Below are 23965 nucleotides of genomic sequence, written 5' to 3'. Positions count from 1 at the left end.
TGGACACTCCTGAGCTACTCTATGAGCATAGGAGAAAGTTATATGAGCAACCAACGATACACCCCGGAATTTAAAGACGAAGCTGTAAGGCAGGTTACCGAACGCGGATATTCTGTGGCGGAAGTTTCCAATCGTCTCGGCGTTTCAGCGCACAGCCTGTATAAATGGGTGAGCGCTGTTGCGCCGGATAAATCTGATGTACAAGAGCAAGAATTACTAGAAGCAAAACGGGAAATACTCAAACTCAAATCGCAATTACGGCGAACTGAAGAAGAGCGCGACATCTTAAAAAAGGCCGCACGGTACTTTGCCAGCCAACCCGAGTAAAGTATCAGTTTATTAACGATCATCAGCAAAGCTTTAGTATCCAGCTGATGTGTCGATTGCTTCGGGTTGCGCGTAGCGGTTTTTATCAATGGGTTCATAAACCGCTATCCGATCGTGCAGTGGAAGACCGACGTTTGTTGGATTTGATCCGTGATTCTTATTTTGCGAGTCATGGTATTTATGGTTCTCCTCGCGTCTTTCTGGATTTGCGAGAGGTCGGCGAGACCTGTGGCAAACATCGTGTTGCGCGCATCATGAAAACCCATAAAATCAAGGCTATTCGCGGGTATAAGGCGCCTAGAAATATTGTTGGTCGGCCATCACTTGTCAGTTCGAACCAATTGAATCGCGTATTCACCGTCGAGCATCCTGATCATTTCTGGGTGACTGACATTACTTACATTCGTACCTGGCAAGGCTGGCTGTATTTGGCTGTTGTTGTGGATTTATATTCACGCAAGGTTGTGGGTTGGTCGATGAAGCCATCACTGGCCAAAGAGATTGTGCTGGATGCATTGCTGATGGCAGTCTGGCGTCGTCGCCCCAAGCAGCGTGTGTTGATACATTCAGATCAAGGCTCACAATATGGCAGTGATGACTGGTTACGCTTTTGCAAAACCCATAACCTTGAGCCGAGTATGAGTCGCCGTGGTAATTGTTGGGATAATGCCGTTGCTGAATCCTTTTTCAGTAGTTTGAAAAAGGAGCGTATAAAGAAAAGAGTGTACAAAACCCGCGATATGGCAAAGGCGGATGTGTTTGATTATATCGAGATGTTTTACAATCAAACACGCCGCCATAGTCATCTTGGCGGCGTCAGTCCAGAGGCGTTTGAGCGCGCCTCAAAATGAGGCTTCGGTTTGTCTATGAAAGCGTGGGAAGTCCACACTACTGATATACAAGGCGCTATCTACCGGAATTTTCCTTCCATATATTGGGTGTTTCTTTCTGGTTGTTTTAGGAATCACATTATCGTCTTATTACTATGCAAAAAAGAATCTAATTTTTGTAAAAGCAGAAAATAATTAGTTTCTTCGGCTAAGAAATTTGGCCTAACAAAGTGTATCAACCCGCGCACTTCGTGCGCTGGACAGTTTTTAAGTCGCGGCTTTGTGGTTTTGCTGCGCAAAAGTAACCCACAAATCCACAACTTAAAAACTGCCGTTGCACACGGCGTTACGCATAAGGAAGCATCATGACAACTACCAGCATGGTATCGCTATTTGTAGCCTTGGTTATATTGGCGGTAATTCCTGGCCCGGGAGTATTTACCGTTGTAGCTAGGTCAATGGCATCTGGCTTTTTTCATGGTTTAATCACAGTCTTCGGTATTGTTTTCGGCGACTACATTTTAATCATTCTATCGGTTTATGGTTTATCTGCGCTTGCGAGCACAATGGGTGGAATATTTACATTTATAAAATATGCGGGCGCTGCTTACTTGGTTTGGCTAGGAATTAAATTGCTTTTAACAAAATATAGTTCCGTAGAAGTGAAGCCTATTATTGAACTGTCATTTTTTTCAAACTTCATTGCTGGTCTGGCAACCACCTTAAGCAATCCGAAGGCCATTCTTTTTTATGTAAGTTTTTTTCCAGCCTTCATTAACGTACAGAGTGTTACTGTTATCGAAATAGGCCAGCTATTACTGGTGGCAACTATGGCTGTGGGTAGCGTTATGGCGGCATACGCTTATGCAGCAAGTAAAGCTAGCCTACTTTTTAAAAGTTCAAGAGCCGCAAAAACACTAAATGTGGCTGCGGGAAGTATTATGGTTGGCAGTGGTGTTTTGCTAGCTACAAAAGCATAACAAGCGACTGCGGTAGAAAAATCAATGCCATCAAGCGGATGATTTCTTCCGCCGTTTTAGCAAGATTCGGTGTGTGGCTTGTATGAGCCTGACAGTATGGAAAGCATTTATAAAGAGGATTATATGTACGTACCACAATCAAATGAAGAAAATAACATCGCAGTGCTTCACTCGTTAATTCGAGAAAGACCTTTAGGTACCTGGGCAGCTATTGTGGACGGGGAAATTGAAATAAACCATATTCCTTTTGTTATTAAAGAAAACAAAGGGGAGTTTGGTACGCTGGTTTGCCATGTTGCGAAGGCAAATACTATTTGGAAAACATGCTCGCAGGTAAATAATTCCGTAATTACATTCCATGGCGACCAGGCTTATATTTCACCGTCCTGGTATCCGAGCAAACATGAAAATGGTAAAGCGGTACCTACGTGGAATTATTGTGTTGTCCATGCTTATGGAGTACCGGAAATAATTCAAGACCCGCACGAGTTGCTTGTACATCTAAATGAATTAACTAATTTGCACGAAGCCAGGCAAGCGCTGCCTTGGCAGGTGAGTGATGCACCAGTGGATTTTATTGAAAAACTGAGCGGAGCTATTGTGGGTATAGAAATACCCATCAAGAAAATGATTGGCAAGTGGAAGCTGGGGCAAAGCAGATCAGAGGCCGATAAGTTAGGAACAATTGCAGGGTTAAAATCGAGCAGCGATGCGCAACAGCATGGCTTGGCAAATACACTGCTCAAAACACTTCATCTGTAAAAAATCCTGCGCGTCTTTATTGCGCCGCAGGCACTAATTGTACGCGCGGCGGATTACCTAGCTTGATATCGCCACGCACACGGTAACCCGGCACTGCATCGCGCATTTTTTGATAGATCCACCGCCCCTCTACATCGGTGCGCGCGATAATCATGGCAAGGCCATTGGTGGCTTTTAGCTTTTGTGCGACCTCGGTCAATTTAGCGATAATTTTGGGATCATCTTTGCCGAGCAAACTTGCGTCGAGCAAAAATTCATTGGCGCCACCGCGATAGGGCTCAACAGGTGGAGCGGATTTAATTTGTTCGGTCAAACCCAGTGCAACTTCTTTAATCAATAAATTATTGGGATCAACGATACGCGCGTTGTTAAGCATGGTCGTAGCCTGTGAATAATTACCACGGGCGGCTGCCTGACGGGCGAGATCAACATAACGCATCACTATCCCCTGCAAACCACCTTTAGCACGCGCGTTATTGGGGTCGAGTTTGAGCGCTGCACGGAAGTAGTCGTAAGCGTTGTCATTGGTTGGTGTGAGCAACTGGTTTTGCGACAAGGTGTATTCACCGTTAAGGATCAGCATCTTCACAACTTGCTGTTCCTTGGTGATAACTGGTTTTTGCTGCACGACAGGCGCTGGCGCAGGTGCGGGTTGTTTTTTCTGATTGGCATAAAAGGGAATCTGGCAGGCACTGAGTGCACAAGCCAACACAATCACTAATCCACCGCGACCAACCAAATTACGCATAGCAACTTTTCTCATGAACTGAATTTTTGACAACCTGGACGAATTTCATCTTAACCGAGCCAACCGGACATCTACCGCAAAAGAAAAAGTTAGCCTCAGGTAGAATGTTATTTATTGCCGGTTGTCTATAAGGCGCCGTATGTTACTGTAAGTCGCGCTGCCGAGCACCCCTCGCCGTGCGACCTACTTATCCACCTACCCCATGTCCAGATCGGGAAGCTCCTCATACCATGCTTAATCTGCCTCCGTTAAGACTTCGTTTTGTGCAGCAACTCAGTGTAAGAATCCTATTGTTGACTGGTATTTTGCTTGCGAACACCAGCCTTGCAGAAGATCTACTAGCGCCCAAAGCGGATCCTCTCGCCCAGAGCAGCAATACTTTGAACTCCGGTTTGCTGAATGGGCAAGATGAATTTTTACCAGTAGCCGAGGCGTTTAAACCCAGCTACACCATTGCGCAGGGCAAGTTGGTACTGCATTGGCAAATAGCGGACAGCTATTACCTATACGAGGAGCGTTTTAAGTTCCGTACTGATGAAAGCATCGCAATTTTGCCCACCTATACTCCGGGCAAGATGAAGTACGACGAACTGTTTGAGCGCGAAACCATGGTTCACTACCATGAAGTCTCAGCGAGTTTTGATTTGGCGGGCATCACCAAACCTTTTACCCTAAAGCTGGAATATCAGGGCTGCGCCGATGCAGGCCTCTGCTATCCACCGCAAAAACTGGCACTGTCTGTTGATCCTACGACCGCATCGGTAATAGAGCAGGCGTCAACTGCACAAGCGCCCACTACAGTAACTGCCGCCGCATCAACCGATACCCCACACCCCTCAACCACTGATTCCGGCTGGATACTGCAGGCGATCCTGCTTGCTTTACTTGGTGGGATGATACTCAACTTGATGCCCTGTGTATTTCCGGTTCTGTCTATAAAGGTGATGAGCTTGGCTGCTGCCGATCGCTCACGGCTCGCTATCCACGGCTGGGTTTACACACTCGGAATTGTGGTGTGTTTTGTGGGTTTTGCGGTTGCGTTGCTAGTTGCACGCAAAGGTGGTGAGGCAATCGGCTGGGGCTTCCAATTGCAATCACCGGGCTTAATAGCCGCCCTCGTCTATTTGTTTTTTGTGATGGGGCTGAGCATGTCCGGTCTGATTAATTTTGGTAGCAGCCTAATGGGGGCAGGCCAAAATCTGACTCAAAAATCCGGCCTGAGCGGCTCATTCTTTACGGGTGTTCTGGCCGCGGTAGTCGCCAGTCCCTGCACGGCTCCGTTTATGGGCGCCGCGCTTGGCTTTGCACTTACCCAACCTGCTATCGCCTGCCTTGCCGTATTTGCGGCTCTAGGCTTTGGCATGGCACTGCCACTGTTAATACTCTGCTATCTACCTGCATTAGCGGCAAGCCTACCCAAACCCGGCGCATGGATGGATAACCTCAAACAATTCCTCGCCTTCCCACTGTATTTAAGTGCGATCTGGTTACTCTGGGTGTTCGGACGCCAGACCAGCGTGAGCGGCATGGCCGCACTATGCGCTGGCGCTGTGGCTATCGCATTTGGATGCTGGCTATTAGGGCGCGAAGCGCGCGGATTTTGGCAGTTGGTGCGCCGGATACTTATCGCTACAAGTTGGATATTGGCCATTATTTTGGTATGGCAAGGCGCCGAAAGCCGTGAGCAAAAAGCCACTACTGACGACCGCTGGCAAGCTTATAGCCCTGAATTGGTTGCATCGCTGCGCACCGAAGGCCGCCCGGTATTTGTGAATTTGACTGCCGATTGGTGCCTGACCTGCCTCGCAAATGAGCGAATCGCTCTACATACCCAGGCAGTTGAGCAGACCTTTGATGAATTAAATGTAGCGACAATTAAAGGCGATTGGACGAATACTGACCCGAAAATCACTGAACTCCTGCAAGAATATGGCCGCAGTGGCGTGCCACTCTACCTCTGGTTCCCCGCCAATAGCAGCGGAAAAGCGACGATTCTGCCGCAACTATTGACGCAAGATTTGGTTATCAGAACCTTAAAAGGCGAAAATAAGCCTTAAATTGACTATTATTGGCGATAATAGAAACAATTGACGACATTTTTTGTTAACTTCCCGTATCTTGTCGCTAACATGGAGGCAAGATGCGGGGATAATCGAGCAAAACCGCTATTTACAGCCTTATTTTTAATACCTTCACGCATAACTTCTGCAATCATGCAGGCATTTTCTGCCATCTAAACAAAATTTCGCTGGTATCGTGGACATATCCTGTTTTTTGCGGCAAACTCCCTCCACTTTGAAATCCCCGGCAAGCTGAACTAGGCCGTTCGACGCGAGTCTCAGCATAAAACCAGAAAATCACCGCAGGATCACAGTTAATGGCAACCATTTTGGTACTTCACGGCCCCAATCTGAATCTATTGGGACTGCGCGAACCAGGCATCTATGGTGCAACTACGCTCGATGACATCAACCGCAACTTGACCCAGATCGCCATTACTGCCGGTCACCACATGCAAACCCTGCAAAGCAATGCCGAGTACGAATTGATTGACCGTATTCACGATGCACGCAAAGAGGGGGTCGATTTCATCATCATCAATCCTGCTGCATTTACGCATACCAGCGTCGCTCTGCGCGATGCACTGCTCGGCGTTGACATCCCTTTTATCGAAGTGCACTTATCCAACGTGCATAAACGTGAAGCTTTTCGCCATCATTCCTATTTTTCTGATGTCGCCCAAGGCGTTATCTGCGGCTTTGGTGCCACCAGTTATGAACTGGCACTGCAAGCGGCATTCAAGCTAGTTAAATAGTTTTTCATTAATTTGGCTCAGCCAATACTAACCACAACAAACCTTGTTACAGAGAGGACTTTATGGATATTCGCAAAATCAAAAAACTGATCGAGCTGTTGGAAGAATCCAACATCGGCGAACTGGAAATCAAAGAAGGCGAAGAATCTGTTCGTATCGCACGTAACAGTGGCACTACCCAATATTTCAGCGCACCGGCACCCGCCGGTTACGCTATGCCTGCAGCGCCAGCGGCAGCACCCGCCTCCACACCAGTTGCGACCGCAGCTGCTGCCCCGGCCGCCGCCGCTCCTGCAGTCACTGGCCACGTAGTTAAATCGCCAATGGTAGGAACCTTCTACCGCTCACCAAGCCCAGGCTCACCTTCTTTTATCGAAGTGGGCAAACACGTCAAAGCCGGTGATGTTATTTGCATTATCGAAGCGATGAAAATGATGAACCAAATCGAAGCGGATAAGACTGGCGTTATCGAAGCCATTTTGGTGGAAGACGGGAACCCAGTTGAATTTGATCAGCCCTTAGTGACTATTGCTTAATCATCTGTTGCGGTTGCCGCTGGCAACCCAATCGCTAATCGCTGAGGAACTGGTTTATGTTCGATAAAATTTTAATCGCCAATCGCGGCGAAATCGCACTGCGCGTACTGCGCGCTTGCAAAGAGATGGGCATCAAGACCGTTGCCGTCCACTCGCAGGTTGACCGCGATTTAAAACACGTACGTCTGGCCGATGAATCTGTCTGTATTGGCCCAAACCCATCACCTAAAAGCTATTTGAATGTGCCAGCGATTATCGCTGCCATGGAAATTACCGACGCTGAAGCAGTCCACCCAGGCTACGGTTTTCTCGCCGAAAATGCTGACTTTGCCGAGCGCGTGCAAAAAAGCGGTTTCACCTTTATCGGCCCCGATCCAGCGGTAATCCGCATGATGGGGGATAAGGTAGAGGCGATCAAAGCAATGAAAAAAGCCGGAGTTCCTACCGTGCCGGGTTCAGATGGCCCATTGCCGGAAGATCCTGAAGAGTGTATGAAAATCGCCAAGCGCATTGGCTACCCCATTATCATCAAGGCGGCAGCCGGTGGTGGCGGACGCGGTATGCGTGTGGTCCATACCGAAGCAGCATTGATCAATTCCATCCATGTCACCCAGGGCGAAGCCAAAGCAGCCTTTGGCGATGGCACTGTGTACATGGAAAAATTCCTGCAAAACCCGCGTCACGTAGAAGTGCAAATTCTGTCCGACGGCCAGGGCCATGCAATCCATTTGGGCGACCGCGATTGTTCATTGCAACGCCGCCACCAAAAAGTATTGGAAGAAGCCCCTGCACCCGGAATTCCGCAAGAAATACGTGAAGCAACTTACGCTTCTTGCGTAAAAGCCTGTATCGACATTGGCTACAAAGGCGCAGGTACGTTTGAGTTCTTGTACGAAGATGGCCGCTTCTACTTTATCGAGATGAACACCCGTATCCAGGTGGAGCATCCGGTATCGGAAATGGTGACCGGCATCGATTTGATCAAGGAACAGATCCGTGTTTGCTCAGGATTGCCGCTGTCAATCAAACAATCGGATGTGATTATCCGTGGCCACTCGTTTGAGTGCCGCATCAATGCCGAAGACCCTAAAACCTTTATGCCCTGCCCTGGCCTGGTAAAAGGTTTCCATGCTCCCGGCGGTTTGGGCGTGCGGGTGGATTCACATCTGTACAATGGCTATACAGTGCCGCCAAATTACGATTCAATGATCGCTAAGATCATCACCTTTGGTGATACGCGTGAAATCGCCCTGAACCGTATGCGTAATGCGCTGGATGAAACCATTGTTGACGGCATTCGCACCAATATCCCACTGCAGCAAATGCTGGTGCGTGATACCGAGTTCCGCAAAGGTGGTGTGAACATCCACTATCTGGAAAAGAAATTGGCTGAGTAATACCAGCCGATTGACCAGAAGGGCGCGATTTATCGCGCCCTTTTACGTTGCGCTCCACAACAACTATCAAGAATTTATCTATGCCTTGGCTTCAACTCAAAATCATCACTACCCGCCGCTATGCTGAATCCCTTGAAGATTCGCTGCTAGCTTGCGGCGCTGCATCCGTCACTCTGCAAGACAATGCCGACCAGCCCATTCTCGAACCCGGTCTGGGCGAAACACCACTCTGGGATAGCGTCAAAATTACCGGCCTGTTTGATGCAGAAATCGATACCGCCAAGACAATCAGTACCGCCGAGCGGCGCTTTGGCAATCCGCTGCCCGAGCATTATTGGGAGCAGTTGGAAGATAAAGACTGGGAACGCGAATGGATGGCCAACTACCACGCCATCCGCTGCGGTGAGCGCCTGTGGATTTGCCCCAGTTGGCAACAGCCACCCGAGCCGGAAAAAGTAAACCTGATGCTCGACCCCGGCCTCGCCTTTGGCACCGGCACCCATCCCACTACATTTTTGTGTATGCAGTGGATCGACCAGCAGGATTTTACGGGCAAGGAGGTTATCGACTATGGCTGCGGCTCCGGTATTCTCGGCATAGCAACACTGCTACTGGGCGCGAAAAAAGTGTTCGGTGTTGATATAGATCCGCAGGCACTGCTCGCCACCACTGAAAATGCCAAGCGCAATCAGTTACCGGAAGATGCCATGCCGGTGTATCTGCCGCCGCAGTGCCCGGAAGTGCAAGTGGATGTCATGCTCGCCAATATACTCGCAGGCCCTTTGGCAGAACTCGCACCCGCTTTGAGCGCAATGACAAAAATTGGCGGAAAACTCTGCCTATCAGGGATACTCTCAATACAGGCCGAAACCGTCATGGCGGCATACAAGCCCTGGTTTGTGTTTGACCCCATCGCCGAACAGGAGGAATGGGTGCGTTTAACCGCCACAAAGGTGCACTAGTTGGCATTGCCGATGGAGAATGTCGCTACCGATTGTCGTCGGAATTTACCGTACGTCTCGCGCTGGTTACACTGTTGGGTATCGATAACAAATTGAATGGGTTTTTGTGGCCCACCCTGTGTCAAGAGCAAATAAACCATGACCTCAGCCAGCAACCAAATGATCACTCGCTGCCCCAAATGCGGGACTGCTTTTCGTGTGACGCCAAGCCAACTGCAATCCGCCAAGGGTGCAGTTCGCTGTGGTTCCTGTTTGAATGTCTTTAAGGCGCAGGAATATTTGGTCGCCAGTACCACGGCGCCTACTGCCCCGAAAAATACTGGTGCAGTAGAGGACACAGCCAAACCAGCCACAGCAATAAAACCGGGTGTCACTACCAAGGTTGCCGGTGCAAAAAATGACATTGCAAAAAGCCCCCCCCCTACCACGCCAAAGCCGAGCACACCGACCAAACCGGTACAGATGCCAACAGCGACCTTGCCTACGGCAAGCAAACCAGCGGCAACCAACCAATCCAATATCCTAAGTGCTATAAAACCCTTGTCGGTTGAAACCCCAAAACCGGCAGCACCTGCGCCGAAGCCTGCGCCAGCACCGGCTGCCAAACCGGTTATACGCACTATCAACAAGTCATCGCTCGGACATACCGATGACATCTTGATCAGCGATGACATGGAAGACGGCAAAACCGAAGGCAAAAGCTATGACTTCGATGGGTTTATGGATATCAACACAACACCAAAGTCCGATGTATCGCTCTTTGAGCGCAAGATCCGCGACAAGGATGCAGATGAAGACTCGACTAATACCGCCGATGAATCCTGGGCAGAAATGCTCATCGAAGATGAGGACGATGACACACCTCAATTAGCAGTACTCAAACCCAGGACCGATGAACAATTGGCCGATGACGAATTATTTGAAAGCCATGCGGTAAATAAAGAACAAATGAATGAGGCAGCAGAAAAGCTACCGGCACCCGCCGTAACTCCTGCGCCCGGCTTGGTATTTAGCCTTGTGGGCGAGAAAGAAGAACAAGCCGCCCCATCAGGTAATCAACCTGCTACAGACGATTTTATAATCAGCGATGAACTGGCGCAGATGCCAAGTAATCAGGGATTTAAACAATCCAACACTCCAGCCGCCCTCGACCCCAGTATTTTCGAAACGCCTGAAGAAAGTGCCGACGAAGACAGCGATGCACCCAAGCGTCAGGTCAAAACCCAACCCAAAATCCGTTCTTACGACGGTTCACGCACGGCGCTGCTGATGAACATCATTCCGGCACCGATTGAGTTTAGTGCCAAACGCATGCGCCGCTGGTATCAACGCAAACTCTGGCCAACCCTCAGTATCCTCGGCCTGCTCGCACTGGCCGTTCAGGTCGGCTGGTTCAAGTTTGATTATTTCAGTCGGGTTGAGCCCTATCGCACCGGCTACCTGTTTTTGTGCCCCTACCTTGGCTGCCAGGTACCCACACTGGTTGATACCAGCCGAATTCTTGCGTCCAATCTTGTGGTGCGCGAGCATCCGGATACCCAAGGCGCATTGGCGGTTGATGTGATGCTGATCAATGGAGCACCCTTTGAGCAGCCGTTTCCCGATTTGGTATTGGTATTTACCGATATTGATAACAATCAGGTGGCATCGCGCCGATTTGTTCCCAAGGATTATCTGGGCGGTGAACTGGTCGGACGGGAACTGATGCCGCAAAACCAGAAAATTCACATAACCCTGGATCTGGTAGACCCGGGCCCTGAAGCCGTGAATTACCACATATCCATTCCGCGCCAATAGCAGTCGCGCTACCCCAAGGCAGCGACTAGACTTAGGATTGCAAACAACAACGACAGGACCGCCTGCTTCTGCAAACAGCGGGTCGCAATATGGAACCTGGATCTATCGGCAATTGTATTTTAGAATCTTCCAGGTCGCGCGCGCTGCGCAACTTGATGATGTTGTTCGCCCTTTGCATACTAGCGTCAGACTGCGCCGCGCAAACTAGCCCACTGACTCCATTAATCGTCACCCATAAATTACCCGAGCTGAACAGTGCCGAACGTGTACTGCATGAAGTTGAAGTCCTGAAACTCGCGCTAGACAAAACCATCGCCGAATTTGGCCCCTATGAACTGCACGGCATTCCCCCGATGAACCGTGCACGCACGCTGGTCGCCCTGAGCCATAACGTCTACCCCAACCTCATCCTGCAAATGAGTTACGAAGATGAATTGGCCGAACAGGAAAAACTGGCCTTCATCCCTTTTCCGCTTGACCGGGGCGCACTCAGCTACCGCATTTGTTTTATGCGCGACTCACTCAATGCCACGGCCAGAAGCGTTACGCGCCTCGACCAACTCAAGGATTATCATTTTGGTATAGGTATCGGCTGGGCAGATGGCAAAATCCTACGCCATAACGACTTGCAAGTCATTGAATCCAACAGTGTTGTCAGCTTGTTCCGCATGACCAAGGCAGGTAGGGTTGATTTCTTCTGCCGCGGCGCCAGTGAGTTTTTCTACGAACAACAGGATCCCAATAGCCTAGGGCTCACAAGCGACACCCATCTGGCTCTCTACTACCCACTACCTAAATTTTTCTTCGCACACAAAGACAGTCAAGCAGCACTTCATCGCGTACAAAAGGGATTGGAGATCGCCTACAATGATGGCTCCTTCAATGAACTTTGGAGCAAGCGCCACATGCACACACTTACGCGCGCACAATTAAAACAGCGCAACCTCATTAAACTGGAAAATCCCCTAATAAAACATTTAGCGCACGACTACGAAACCTACCTCTACGACCCTATCAATCAGTAAGCCAGGCGTGGCTGCCCCAAATCACTTTTTTTTGCAACCAAAAACGACTAAAAAACCCATTTTTATCGCTCAAAAAAACGCCATTTTTTATGCTTTTTACGTTCCCAACCCCTGTCCAAACGGGTATTATGGCGACCCTTTTATGCAGGGTCCCAGTACAAATTTGATACAGGGGAAACCCAGGTGAAACCGGCACTTTCGGCGCAACCGCAACTACAACGATTCATCACTAAAAGCCAGCCACGTGTTTACTATCGGCTCCTATTGCATTGACAGTCAGGTCATCCTCGCGCCTATGGCAGGGGTTACTGACCGGCCTTTCCGTCAATTGTGCCGTTCATTGGGCGCGGGTTTGGTGATATCGGAAATGCTCACCGCTGACTCCAGCTTATGGAGCAGCCGTAAAAGCAGCCTGCGCATGGATCACAACGGCGAGGCCGAACCTATCGCAGTGCAAATTGCCGGTGGTGATCCGGAAATGATGGCTGAGGCAGCACGCCTTAATGCGGCCAACGGCGCCCAGATTATTGATATCAATATGGGTTGCCCCGCCAAGAAAGTATGTAAAAAAGCCGCCGGCTCTGCCCTTCTGAAAGATGAGCAGCTCGTCGCCGATATTTTGCAGGCAGTGGTAAGTTCAGTGGACATTCCGGTCACATTGAAATTTCGCACTGGCTGGAGCAATGAAGAACGCAATGCTGTGCGTATTGCACGCATCGCTGAAGATGCCGGCATACAAGCCCTCGCACTTCACGGTCGCACTCGCGCCGACGCCTTTTTGGGCGCAGCCGAGTACGACACCATCGCCAGTGTAGTGAATGCAGTGAACATTCCTGTATTTGCCAATGGCGATATAGATTCACCGCACAAAGCCAAAGCCGTGTTGGATCACACGGGTGCAGCAGCGGTGATGATTGGACGGGCGGCGCAAGGTCGCCCCTGGATATTCCGGGAAATTGCGCATTACCTGCGTACCGGTGAGCAATTACCCGAACCGTCGCTGACTGAAGTCAGAGACATTTTATGTACCCATCTGTGTGAGCTGTACCGTTTTTATGGTGAGTTTATGGGCCCGCGTATCGCTCGCAAACATGCGAGTTGGTATCTGCAAACGGTTCCTGGCAGCGAAGCATTTCGCAAAACCTTTAACGCTATAGATAATGCAGAAGAACAACAAACCAGCATTCAAAATTTCTTTGAACAGCTGCTTACGAAAGAGGAAAAAGCCGCATGAATACCGCAACTTTCTTTGCTGAATCAACCCCAGCACAAGCTGCAAACCCCAACCAACCAGTACAAGCTCAATCGCTGCGCGGCTGCGTAGAGCAGGCAATGGAAAATTATTTCAAGCATCTCGATGGTCAAGAGGTTAGCAACGTTTACGAAATGGTTCAGGCAGAAGTAGAAGCGCCGATGCTTGAAATCGTATTGAAATATACCCGCCACAACCAAACCCGCGCTGCACAAGTGCTGGGCCTGAACCGTGGCACACTGCGTAAAAAATTGAAGCAATACGGTCTGCTGTAATTTTTCCAGCGCCGCATGGCAATCAAAAAGGGGTGGCAATTTATTTCCACCCCTTTTGCTTTTTAACAGTTTAATTTTTCACTTACATGGGAACTGCGTATGTCTAACACTTCCGATCTTGTTGCGGTAAAACGCGCGTTAATCAGCGTGTCCGATAAAACCGGCATTGTCGAATTTGCCCAAGCCCTGCACGCCCAAGGCGTAGAAATTTTATCAACCGGTGGCACCTTTAAATTGCTCACCGACAACAAGATCCCTGCGATTGAAGTCTCTGACTACACCGGCTTCCCGGAAATGATGGACGGCCGCGTAAAGACCCTGCATCCGAAAGTACACGGCGGCATTTTAGGCCGTCGCGGAATCGACGAAGGCGTGATGGTACAACACGGTATCAATGCTATTGATATGGTCGTAGTAAACCTCTACCCATTTGAAAAAACCGTTGCCAATAAAGATTGCTCATTGGAAGACGCCGTAGAAAATATCGATATCGGTGGCCCCACCATGGTTCGCGCCGCGGCAAAAAACCACGCACACGTAAACATTGTTGTTAACGCATCAGACTACGCAACGATTCTTGCAGAAATGAAAGCCAACAACGGCAGCACTTCGCTGAAAACCCGTTTCGATTTGGCGATTAAAGCCTACGAACACACCGCCGCTTATGATGGTGCCATCGCCAATTATTTTGGTCGTTTGGTAGAAGGCGGCAGCGCTGACTTCCCGCGCACGTTCAACACCCAATTTATCAAAGCACAAGAAATGCGCTACGGTGAAAACCCACACCAAAAAGCCGCTTTCTATGTTGAAAAAAATCCGCAGGAAGTTGGTATAGCCTCTGCAAAACAATTGCAAGGTAAAGAGCTTTCTTATAACAATGTTGCCGATACAGATGCTGCACTGGAAACCGTAAAATCCTTTAGCGAACCTGCATGCGTTATTGTGAAACACGCTAACCCTTGTGGTGTTGCGGTAGCAGAATCAATTAAACACGCCTACGACCTGGCCTACTCAACTGATAGCGAATCAGCATTCGGCGGAATCATCGCATTCAACCGCGAATTGGATGCTGAAACAGCCAAAGCGATTGTTGAACGCCAATTTGTTGAAGTCATTATTGCACCAAGCGTTTCAGCAGAAGCGCTCGAAGTTGTAAAAACAAAACAAAATGTACGCCTGCTTGCAACTGGCGAATGGAACAACGTCCGCGTCAAAGGTTTGGATTACAAACGTGTTAACGGTGGTTTGTTGGTGCAAGATCGCGATGACGGCATCATCACCGAAAGCGATTTAAAAATCGTCACCAAGCGTGCACCCACTGCAGCAGAAATTCAGGATTTGCTGTTCGCATGGAAAGTCGCCAAGTTTGTAAAATCCAATGCCATCATTTACGCAAAAAACAAACACACCATCGGTGTTGGCGCAGGCCAAATGAGCCGCGTAAATTCCGCACGTATCGCTGCAATTAAAGCAGAGCACGCCGGTTTGCAAGTTGCCGGTTCGGTAATGGCTTCCGACGCATTCTTCCCTTTCCGCGATGGTATCGACAACGCCGCGAAAGTGGGCATTGCTGCGGTAATCCAACCCGGCGGTTCAATGCGCGATGCAGAAGTTATCGCCGCAGCCGACGAGCACGGTATGGCGATGGTTTTCACCGGTATGCGCCATTTTAGACATTAATTTTCGCCAACTCCCGCATCGCGGGAGTTTTTGCTTCGCGATTTTAATTTTGTGGATTGATGTATGAATGTATTAATTATTGGCAGCGGCGGCCGCGAACATGCACTCGCATGGAAAGCAGCGCAAAGCCCGCAAGTCGAAACAGTATTTGTAGCGCCGGGCAATGCCGGCACTGCACTGGAACCCAAATTGGAAAACATCGCCATTGATGTTTTAAATTTTGAAGCGCTGGCAAATTTTGCTGAAAATAATAATGTCGGCTTAACCATTGTCGGACCTGAAGTTCCACTGGTTGCCGGTGTGGTGGATTATTTTCAAACGCGCAAATTATTGTGCTTTGGCCCGAGCAAAGGCGCAGCACAGTTGGAAGGCTCCAAAGCCTTTACTAAAGATTTTCTTGCGCGCCACAAAATCCCGACGGCTGATTACCAAAACTTTATCGAGGTTGAACCTGCTCTCGCTTACTTGCGTGAAAAAGGTGCACCGATTGTTATTAAAGCCGACGGCCTCGCTGCAGGCAAAGGCGTAATTGTTGCCGAAACCTTGCAACAAGCTGAAGATGCTGTACGCGATATGCTGTCCGGCAATGCATTTGGTGATGCCGGTTGTCGCGTGGTGATCGAAGAATTTTTAGCTGGCGAAGAAGCCAGTTTTATCGTGATGGTTGATGGTAAAAATGTATTACCCATGGCAACCAGTCAGGATCACAAACGCGTTGGCGATGGCGATACCGGCCCCAACACTGGCGGCATGGGCGCATACTCCCCTGCCCCCGTCGTGACACAAGCTGTGCACGACCGCGTAATGAAAGACATTATTTACCCCACCGTAAATGGTATGGCGGCGGAAGGTAATACTTACGTCGGATTTTTATATGCTGGCCTGATGATTGACGCCGCCGGCAATGCAAAAGTAATTGAATATAATTGCCGCTTTGGTGATCCGGAAACCCAACCGATTATGCTGCGTTTGCAATCCGATTTAGTTGAACTTTGTTTAGCTGCACTGAAAGGTGATTTGGATAAAACCACTGCCGATTGGGATACGCGCGCATCGGTTGGCGTTGTACTCGCGGCCGGTGGCTACCCGGATGCTTACGATAAAGGTGATGTGATTTCTGGTTTACCGACCACTGAAATTGCAGGTGAGAAAATTTTCCACGCCGGCACCACCACAAAAAACAGCAACACTGTAACCAATGGCGGCCGCGTACTCTGCGCAACAGCATTGGGCAATAGCGTGTTGGAAGCGCAGCAACGCGCGTACAAACTCGCCGAACAAATCAGTTGGAAAGGCATGTTCTACCGCAAGGATATTGCCTACCGCGCAATTGCACGCGAGCAGAACAAATAGTTATTTATGCACAGCAGATAAAAGGAACCTTCAGGTTCCTTTTTTATGTCACAAAGTTAAGGACTAGCTAACTACTATGATTGCCACATTGATTAGCCACCCCAGCTGCCACCAACATCATATGCCAGCTGGCCACCCCGAGCGCCCGGAACGGATAGACGCTATCAATAATCAACTCATGGCCAATGGTATTGATGGTTTGCTATATCAGCTTGAAGCACCCACCGCAACTGATGAACAATTATTGCGGGTGCATACACTTGAACACTTGCATGCGATTACTCGCGCCACGCCCAGCGAAGGAATTTATTTTTTTGCGGATGATGTGTATTTATCGCCACACACATTGCGCGCTGCGCGCCATGCTGCCGGCGCAGCGGTTATGGGGGTTGATATGGTGATGCGAGGAGAAACCGATGCAGTATTTTGCAATGTCCGCCCACCTGGTCACCATGCGGAACGCGCACGCGCAATGGGCTTTTGCATTTTTAATAATGTTGCGATTGCCGCAGCACATGCTCTGGCAATTTATGGATTGGAACGTGTTGCCATAGTTGATTTTGATGTTCACCATGGCAATGGCACACAGGATATTTTTTTAAATGACCCACGCGTTTTATTTTGCTCCAGTTTTCAACATCCGTTTTACCCCAACACCAATATTGACGATGTACCCGCGCATATCCTTAATACACCTCTGCCAGCCACCTGCCGCAGTGAAGGGTTTCGCACGGCAATCAGCGAACATTGGTTTCCAGCACTGGAAAAATTCAAACCGCAGTTGATCTTAATATCGGCAGGTTTTGATGCCTATATTGATGACGACATGTCGTCGATCAGTTTGGTGGAGCAGGATTATTTCTGGATCACGCAAAAATTGCGAATCCTTATGGATGAGAGCAAACAACTTGCAGCCGAGCAGCAGTGCAAGGGCATCGTATCCACACTCGAAGGTGGTTATGATTTATTAGGCCTAGGACGCTGCGCAGTTGCGCACATAAAAGCCTTGGCAAAACTGTAAGTACGGCATGGTAATTACAATCCCAGAGTCATATCGATTAATCCATCTTCGCGATTGTACTTCACCGTAAAACCCAGCTTGCGTGCTAAATTGGCCATGCCGGAATTTTCAAGCATGGTGCATCCAACAATTTCTTGCGTGCCCTGGCTGCGGCAGTAATCAATCATTTTTTGCAACAACCGCGCGCCTAAACCAATCCCTTTTAATTCACTGCGCACCGCCATCGCGAATTCGGCCTGGGTATTATCAGGATCTGTTTGTACCCGCACCACACCTAGAATTTCTTCTTGCTTGTAGTTGTTATGCGCCACTGCAACAAACGCCATTTCACGTGCGTAATCAATTTGCGTTAAGCGCGCCATTTGCTCGTGGGAAAATTGCGGCAACTCGGCAAAATATCGTTTGTACCTATCTTCTTTACTCTGCGAATTATCAAAGGCTTGTAAATTTAATTCATCTTCGGGGCGAATCGGACGCAATAATACCTGGCGCTGATTGCGCAAAATAAATGGTTCCTCCAATTCTTTTGGATAAGGCCTGATCGCCAGTGGATAAGTATTTTTGCTTGAACTGATTTCCACACTCACATCCAATACGCGAATTTCATCCCCTGCAACCAATACCGGGTTGATTAATAAATTGCGCAGCGACGGATGATCAATCACTATCTGGCTGATTTGGGTTAATAATAAACAGAGCGCCGGCATATCGAGCGGCACATACAATTCGCGCTCGCGAATTTTTCCTTCGGCGAGCGCCTGTATCACCATATAGCGCGCCAGCGCCATATTTAATGGTGGCAATGCAACAACCGCGTTGCGCCGCACACTCCAGTGGCTCGCCGCCTCCCCCAATAAAATTACCGGACCAAACACCGGGTCAATTTGCACCTGGATACGCAATGGATGTGCACCTTTACGCTGTGAATGGGTTGCAGTCGCAGGCGTATTTTCTATTTCAGTAAACGTGTTAATGCCATAATCATTGAGCAATGCAATTGCTTCTGCAGATGTTAATTGGTTGCGCTCTTCAGCGAGAGCCCGTGCAATAATCGCCTGCGCTTTTTGCGGTTGATAGGGAACCTTATCGCTAATGGAGTCTGGTGTTTCGGATAATAATTTTTGGTTGCGGCGATATTGAACCATATGCATAAACGCGCCGACTGCACCTTCGGGAGTACGGAAAGAAGCGATGCTCGCATCGGCAAAACGCAGGCGCGCATTTTGCGCCGCATCTTCACCCATCCAATTAGCAAATATATTCGGTTTACGCCCAGCATAATTTTTATAGGTATTGATCACTGCGTCAGCATAGACTTCGCCCGGTGTTAAAGCCGAGGGGGCTTGCATAATCAAAATATTATCGACACTGTTGCTCTGCAATAATACTTGCAAGACTTGCTGATAGGTTTCAGGCGATGCATCACCCAACACATTAATTGGATTAGTCGCACGGCCACCCGAGTGAATTAGCGGTTTTAATTGCTGTACAACTTTTTCATCCAGAGATGCGAGCCGTCCACCGCGCTGCAACAATGCATCCACTGCCATAGCGCTGGGACCATTGCCATTGGCAATAATCACCAATTGCTCGCTATAAATGGGTTTGCCATTGGCAAGTGTTTCTACCGCCGCGAGCAACTCACGCAAGTCGCCCACCCGCAGCATACCGGCACGACGGAAGGCTGCATCGTAAACGGCATCGTTACCAATTTTTTCTGCAGCTAAGCGCGAGGTGAGCGCACTGCTTTCAGAATAAATTCCCGCCTTAATGACCAGAATGGGTTTATTGAAAGATGCGGCGCGAGCAGCAGACATAAATGCGCGGCCATCGTGGATTGCATCGATATACAATAATATCGCCGAAGTTTTTGCATCGCGCCCGAGGTAATCGAGGATCTCATCAAAATCGGTATCGACACCTTCGCCGAGCGAAATAAATTGCGAAAAACCAATACGGCGACGGCGCGCCCAATCCAATAAAGTCACGCACACGGCGGAGGATTGTGAAACAACGGCAATTTTTCCCGGCAATGCATTGATGTGCGCATAGCTCGCATTCAACCCTAATTCCGGAATAATAATTCCAAGTGAATCAGGCCCGAGAATCCTCACGCCCCACTCTTTGGCAATAGCGAGCATTTGCTCTTGAAGGTTAGTGCCTTGCGCGGTAAATAAATTGTCTAACCCCGCGGCAATGACAATCGCATTGCGCGTGCCCTTTCTGCCCAACTGCAAAATAATTGCTGGCACACGGGTTGCGCGCGTACAAATAATCGCGAGATCGGGAACAATCGGCAATTCATCAATTGAACGATAAGCCAGGACTCCATTCACTGATTTATAGTGCGGTGTAACCGGCATGATCGGCCCATCAAACTGCCCTTGCAACAAATTGCGCATCACTGCATTGCCCGGGCGATTGGGCTGATTAGAAGCACCTATGACCGCAATTGAATGAGGTTTTAATAGTTGCTCAACACTCTTTACCGTCATACGCTAACCGTCATTTTCACTGCCATAGTTTTTTGCATAGCGGTTGTTACGGTTACACATTTTCATCATCGTCATCTATTTTTTGCAAACTCAACTCGCCAAAACTGGTCGGAGGAGTTTTTGGCTGCGCTTGCGGTGCAGCTGCGGCAACAGCTTCTGCTTTAGGGACAGCAACACCCTCGGTTGCCAGTTTTATACGCAGGCGTAAATTATTGGGCGAATCTGCATTGGCTATAGCATCATCAAAACTCACCTTACCTGCCATATACAATTTGAAAATTGCACCATCAAATGTTTGCATGCCGAGATTTTCAGATTTCTCCATAATCTCTTTAATTTCGGTGAGACGGCTTTTTAAAATTAATTCCTGAATGGTTTTAGTGCCGAGTAATACTTCTACTGCAGCGCAACGTTTTCCATCAACCGTAGGCAATAATCTCTGCGATACAAAGGCGCGTAAATTTTGTGACAAGCCCATTAACAATTGCGGGCGGCGCTCTTCCGGAAATAGATTGATAATCCGCTCCAGCGCCTGATTTGAATTGTTGGCATGCAGTGTCGAGATGGCCAAGTGTCCGGTCTCCGCAAATTCCAATGCGTGCTCCATGGTCTCGCGATCGCGAATCTCGCCGATTAAAATCACATCCGGCGCCTGGCGCAAGGTATTTTTTAATGCTGCTTTATAACTTCGGGTATCGACACCCACTTCGCGCTGGTTAATCACACTGCGTTTATGTTTGTGTACGAACTCAACCGGATCTTCAATGGTAATAATGTGACCGCCGCTGGATGAATTGCGATGATCAATCAAAGCTGCAAGCGATGTGGATTTACCCGAGCCGGTGCCACCGACGAATAACACAAGGCCACGCTTGGTCATGATCACATCTTTTAAAACTTCAGGCAGACCCAGGGCATCAAATTGTGGAATATCGGTTTTGATATTGCGCGCAACTATCGCCACTTCATTGCGCTGTTTAAAAATGTTGATACGAAAACGGCCAACACCGTGGATTGAAATGGCCAAATTCATTTCCAATTCGTGCGCAAATGCCGCACGCTGCTCTTCATCCATAATTGCATTGGCAATTGCTTCAATCTCACCCGGCTTAAAGGGATCTGTGGCAAGCGGTTTTAAAACCCCCTGAAATTTTGCGCAGGGTGGCGCACCGGTACTCAGATATAAATCCGATCCGTCTTTTTTAGCAAGAATATTTAAATATTGGTCGATTGGGGTTGCCATAGATTACTCCTGCGAAGGCAAAACAATAGGAGGAGTATAGTCAGGATTACCCAATGCGAGCGGCAAGAAGTGCTAATCAGCCGCCGCGACAAATGCAATCTCTACCAACATTGCCGGATCGAGCAATTCCACTTTCACGCAGGCACGTGACGGTGCACAACCGGCCGGCAACCACGCCTCCCAGGCTTGATTCAGTGCAGGCACATTTTCTTTATGGGTGATGTAGATAGTGGCAGAGAGCAAGCGGGATTTATCGCTGCCAATCGCAGCCAGGGTCGCTTCCGCTTGCAGCAGGATTTGTGCAATCTGCTCATCCATCGAGCAATCAGTATTGTTGGGGACTTCGACAAAATGGGCGATACCGCGATACACACTGGCATCCGACCAGCGTGGAGCCGGATTCAAACGTTGAATATTCATGCAGGGTTTTCCGATAAGGTGTTTGCAAATGGAATCTGGCGCCTATAATAGCCGCCTTTTGCGCTCCACCCAATTTTAATCACCCTCCATAAAGCGACCTGATTCATGGCATTAACGTCCATCATTGCACACCGTATTTACCGTCACTCGCCCGGCAGCGCCTTTGAATTGCAGTTGCGCGATGAGGCCTTTGCCAGTGACGGCAAGTTGGAAGAGCTGGCCTATGAATTGAAAACCCAATTTATACGCAAAGGTGGCAAGAGTTACGGGCGCTTCTCTGATGAGTTGGGTGAGTTCCCCCTGCCTGCCTGGTTGCGCGATTACCACGAAGAGCGCTTGAGCTTTATCAGCTTTACCCACAAGGCAATGCAGCAATTCCAGCAGGCGCTGGAGAAAGCGGAATCACTGCTGGATGCCTATGTATTTTTCGTAGAAGAGAAGCTGGAAATCGGCGATACATTGAATGTGTATTTGGTGGAGCACCAAAACGGACTTTATCTGGATGGTGAGTTAACCATGGATGACTCACTCTTTCTCGATACTAGCGGGTTTAATCTCGCCGCCAAAATCCAACTCAATGATTGGACCTCGGGCGACTCAAATACCTATTTGACGCTGATGCGCTCACGCAGCGATAAAGATATCGCTGACGCCTTTACCCAGTTCATCGCCTTTACTGACAAGCAGGATATCAAACAAGAGACTGCCGAGTTTTTGCAGATCGTCGATAACTTCAGCCAGACACTGGATGAGACCACCGCCAAGATTACACGCACTAAAGTAGTTGATTACTGCCTGGAGCAAAACAAAGCCGGCAAACCGGTTACGATTGCCGCGCTCTCCAGCAACCTCGCCGAAGAAGTGAAGAGTTATGAGCCGGAGCGGTTTGTACGCTATGTGGAAAACAGCAAGCCGGATCTCAAGCCCGAATTTATTCCCCACGCCGGGCAAATCCGCAGCTACGTGCGTATCAGTGGCCGCAACGACTCATTGAGTATGAGCTTCGCCTCTGAATGCCTCGGGCGGGAAATCGAGTATGATGCAGCAAATGATGTGCTGACGATTAAAAACCTGCCATCGTCACTGAAAGCACGCTTGATCAAACATTTGAAAGAATCGCACTAATCAATCCAAAAACAACAATAACGGTCGAGATGACCTGCATAAATGGTGCAAGCTTGATCTATCTATATCCAGCTATAACGAAAATCGCACTCCCTATAACTACATAAACTAAACTCATGCTTGCAAAAGCAGACGACTGGTCATATATTTACACCATGAGCAAACGCGAACTGAAAAGAGATCATCTCCTGGACGCTGGCCTGAAAGTTATGGCCACCCGCGGCTACAATGGCACCAGTATTCAGGACATAGTCAATGCGGCCAATGTGCCCAAAGGTTCTTTCTATACCTACTTCAAAAGCAAAGAAGATTTTGCAATTGAAGCGCTGGAGAAAGTGACCGAAGAGCGCATGATTCAGAATCGCCATTTGCTCAGCGACCGCAGTATTTGTCCACAGGAACGCCTGACCCGCTTTTTTGTAGACAATATCGGCGGCTGCGAAGAAAACCTCAACGGAGGCTGCTTTCTTGGCAATATGTGCCAGGAGATGTCTGAATCCAGCGAGGCAATACGTATCAAAGTTCGTCAGATGCTGCGCAACAGCACCCAGTCAATTGAAGATGTATTGGAAGAAGCACGGCTTAAAGATGGTCTGAAAAGCCAGCTCCCCTCCCCGATTTTGGCAGAGTTTTTATTCAACGCCTGGGAAGGGACACTGATGCGCATGAAAGCATCCAAATGCCGTGAACCACTCAATGCATTTTTAACCGTACTACCCGAACTCTTTGCCAAGCCCCAGGCTTAACCCTTACCGCTCCTCACAAAAACGCCTCTATGGCTTTTTTGTTCCATAAAAATAAGATGACCAGTCAGTTTTAATCACCAATCTCTTTTTAGGCGGCCTTGTTCGCCTATTTTTTGCATCAAAAACAAGATGACTGGTCACTTAATATTTATGGAGGCGCCAAAAATGCAGTACCT

21 protein-coding genes and 1 pseudogene are annotated in these 23965 nt (G+C 48.8%); 18 read left to right on the top strand and 4 right to left on the bottom strand.

The features are described from left to right. Positions 1-42: 42 nt before the first annotated feature. From B4E62_RS19075 to B4E62_RS19065, 3 genes are all read left to right on the top strand, one after another. A protein-coding gene (locus tag B4E62_RS19075; protein WP_331353182.1) for an IS3 family transposase occupies positions 43-1178 on the top strand; the annotation gives its coding sequence in 2 pieces (ribosomal slippage) (positions 43-283 and positions 283-1178; 1137 coding nt in all). Between the two features lie 344 nt (positions 1179-1522). Beyond that, on the top strand, positions 1523-2137 hold the full coding sequence (locus B4E62_RS19070) for a LysE family translocator (RefSeq protein WP_310075716.1): 615 nt from the start codon (positions 1523-1525) through the stop codon (positions 2135-2137). A gap of 123 nt (positions 2138-2260) precedes the next feature. Beyond that, positions 2261-2899 carry an FMN-binding negative transcriptional regulator gene (locus tag B4E62_RS19065; protein ID WP_331353178.1) on the top strand — a complete coding sequence of 213 codons (639 nt, stop codon included), beginning with the start codon at positions 2261-2263 and terminating at the stop codon, positions 2897-2899. Positions 2900-2915: 16 nt separating this feature from the next. Here B4E62_RS19065 and B4E62_RS19060 read toward each other — a convergent pair whose 3' ends face one another. Continuing rightward, positions 2916-3647 carry a hypothetical protein gene (locus tag B4E62_RS19060; protein ID WP_310075720.1) on the bottom strand — a complete coding sequence of 244 codons (732 nt, stop codon included), beginning with the start codon at positions 3645-3647 and terminating at the stop codon, positions 2916-2918. Positions 3648-3877: 230 nt separating this feature from the next. Here B4E62_RS19060 and B4E62_RS19055 point away from each other — a divergent pair, with 230 nt between their 5' ends. From B4E62_RS19055 to B4E62_RS18995, 13 genes and pseudogenes are all read left to right on the top strand, one after another. Beyond that, on the top strand, positions 3878-5704 hold the full coding sequence (locus B4E62_RS19055) for a protein-disulfide reductase DsbD (protein WP_331353177.1): 1827 nt from the start codon (positions 3878-3880) through the stop codon (positions 5702-5704). Between the two features lie 320 nt (positions 5705-6024). Next, entirely contained in the window at positions 6025-6462 is a 438-nt protein-coding gene (gene aroQ / locus B4E62_RS19050; protein WP_331353176.1) for a type II 3-dehydroquinate dehydratase, read from the top strand. 62 nt (positions 6463-6524) lie between these two features. Next, positions 6525-6998 (top strand): acetyl-CoA carboxylase biotin carboxyl carrier protein, encoded by a 474-nt coding sequence (gene accB, locus B4E62_RS19045; RefSeq protein WP_310075728.1) that lies wholly within the window; start codon positions 6525-6527, stop codon positions 6996-6998. 56 nt (positions 6999-7054) lie between these two features. Then, complete coding sequence (gene accC / locus B4E62_RS19040) at positions 7055-8395, top strand: acetyl-CoA carboxylase biotin carboxylase subunit (protein ID WP_310075730.1); 1341 nt, start codon at positions 7055-7057, stop codon at positions 8393-8395. An 80-nt stretch (positions 8396-8475) separates the two neighbouring features. Then, a complete protein-coding gene (prmA, locus tag B4E62_RS19035; protein WP_310075732.1) occupies positions 8476-9357 on the top strand; it encodes a 50S ribosomal protein L11 methyltransferase in 882 nt (293 codons plus the stop codon). Between the two features lie 138 nt (positions 9358-9495). Next, a pseudogene (locus B4E62_RS21430) lies at positions 9496-9576 on the top strand (MJ0042-type zinc finger domain-containing protein); the annotation flags it as partial. A gap of 438 nt (positions 9577-10014) precedes the next feature. Then, positions 10015-11154, top strand: coding sequence for a DUF3426 domain-containing protein (locus tag B4E62_RS19025; protein ID WP_331353175.1), 1140 nt, complete (start codon positions 10015-10017; stop codon positions 11152-11154). A gap of 89 nt (positions 11155-11243) precedes the next feature. Further along, positions 11244-12179, top strand: a complete 936-nt coding sequence (locus tag B4E62_RS19020; protein ID WP_331353174.1) for a hypothetical protein — start codon at positions 11244-11246, stop codon at positions 12177-12179. 244 nt (positions 12180-12423) lie between these two features. Next, a complete protein-coding gene (gene dusB / locus B4E62_RS19015; RefSeq protein ID WP_331353173.1) occupies positions 12424-13413 on the top strand; it encodes a tRNA dihydrouridine synthase DusB in 990 nt (329 codons plus the stop codon). After that, positions 13410-13706: a DNA-binding transcriptional regulator Fis gene (gene fis / locus B4E62_RS19010; RefSeq protein WP_062066283.1), complete on the top strand. Its 297-nt coding sequence runs from the start codon at positions 13410-13412 to the stop codon at positions 13704-13706. The genes dusB and fis overlap by 4 nt, the downstream gene beginning before the upstream one ends. A 99-nt stretch (positions 13707-13805) precedes the next feature. Next, positions 13806-15386: a bifunctional phosphoribosylaminoimidazolecarboxamide formyltransferase/IMP cyclohydrolase gene (purH, locus tag B4E62_RS19005; RefSeq protein WP_331353172.1), complete on the top strand. Its 1581-nt coding sequence runs from the start codon at positions 13806-13808 to the stop codon at positions 15384-15386. Positions 15387-15449: 63 nt separating this feature from the next. After that, positions 15450-16739, top strand: a complete 1290-nt coding sequence (gene purD, locus B4E62_RS19000) for a phosphoribosylamine--glycine ligase (RefSeq protein ID WP_331353171.1) — start codon at positions 15450-15452, stop codon at positions 16737-16739. 76 nt (positions 16740-16815) lie between these two features. Further along, complete coding sequence (locus B4E62_RS18995; protein ID WP_331353170.1) at positions 16816-17760, top strand: histone deacetylase family protein; 945 nt, start codon at positions 16816-16818, stop codon at positions 17758-17760. 14 nt (positions 17761-17774) lie between these two features. Here B4E62_RS18995 and B4E62_RS18990 read toward each other — a convergent pair whose 3' ends face one another. From B4E62_RS18990 to B4E62_RS18980, 3 genes are all read right to left on the bottom strand, one after another. Next, entirely contained in the window at positions 17775-20255 is a 2481-nt protein-coding gene (locus B4E62_RS18990) for a bifunctional acetate--CoA ligase family protein/GNAT family N-acetyltransferase (RefSeq protein ID WP_331353169.1), read from the bottom strand. A 52-nt stretch (positions 20256-20307) separates the two neighbouring features. Beyond that, on the bottom strand, positions 20308-21498 hold the full coding sequence (locus B4E62_RS18985) for a PilT/PilU family type 4a pilus ATPase (protein WP_331353168.1): 1191 nt from the start codon (positions 21496-21498) through the stop codon (positions 20308-20310). A 72-nt stretch (positions 21499-21570) separates the two neighbouring features. Next, positions 21571-21918: a RidA family protein gene (locus tag B4E62_RS18980; RefSeq protein ID WP_331353167.1), complete on the bottom strand. Its 348-nt coding sequence runs from the start codon at positions 21916-21918 to the stop codon at positions 21571-21573. Between the two features lie 105 nt (positions 21919-22023). Between B4E62_RS18980 and B4E62_RS18975 the strand changes: the two genes are divergently transcribed. Both B4E62_RS18975 and B4E62_RS18970 read left to right on the top strand, forming a co-directional pair. Continuing rightward, positions 22024-23043: a nucleoid-associated protein gene (locus B4E62_RS18975; RefSeq protein WP_310075753.1), complete on the top strand. Its 1020-nt coding sequence runs from the start codon at positions 22024-22026 to the stop codon at positions 23041-23043. A 116-nt stretch (positions 23044-23159) separates the two neighbouring features. Then, positions 23160-23789, top strand: coding sequence for a TetR/AcrR family transcriptional regulator (locus B4E62_RS18970; protein ID WP_331353166.1), 630 nt, complete (start codon positions 23160-23162; stop codon positions 23787-23789). The last annotated feature ends 176 nt before the right edge of the window (positions 23790-23965 follow it).

The sequence above is a fragment of the Cellvibrio sp. UBA7671 genome (assembly GCA_002483145.1).
GTDB classification, from domain to species: domain Bacteria; phylum Pseudomonadota; class Gammaproteobacteria; order Pseudomonadales; family Cellvibrionaceae; genus Cellvibrio; species Cellvibrio fibrivorans.
Note: the sequence above shows the minus strand (reverse complement) of the source record. Positions and strands in the feature narration are given on the sequence as shown.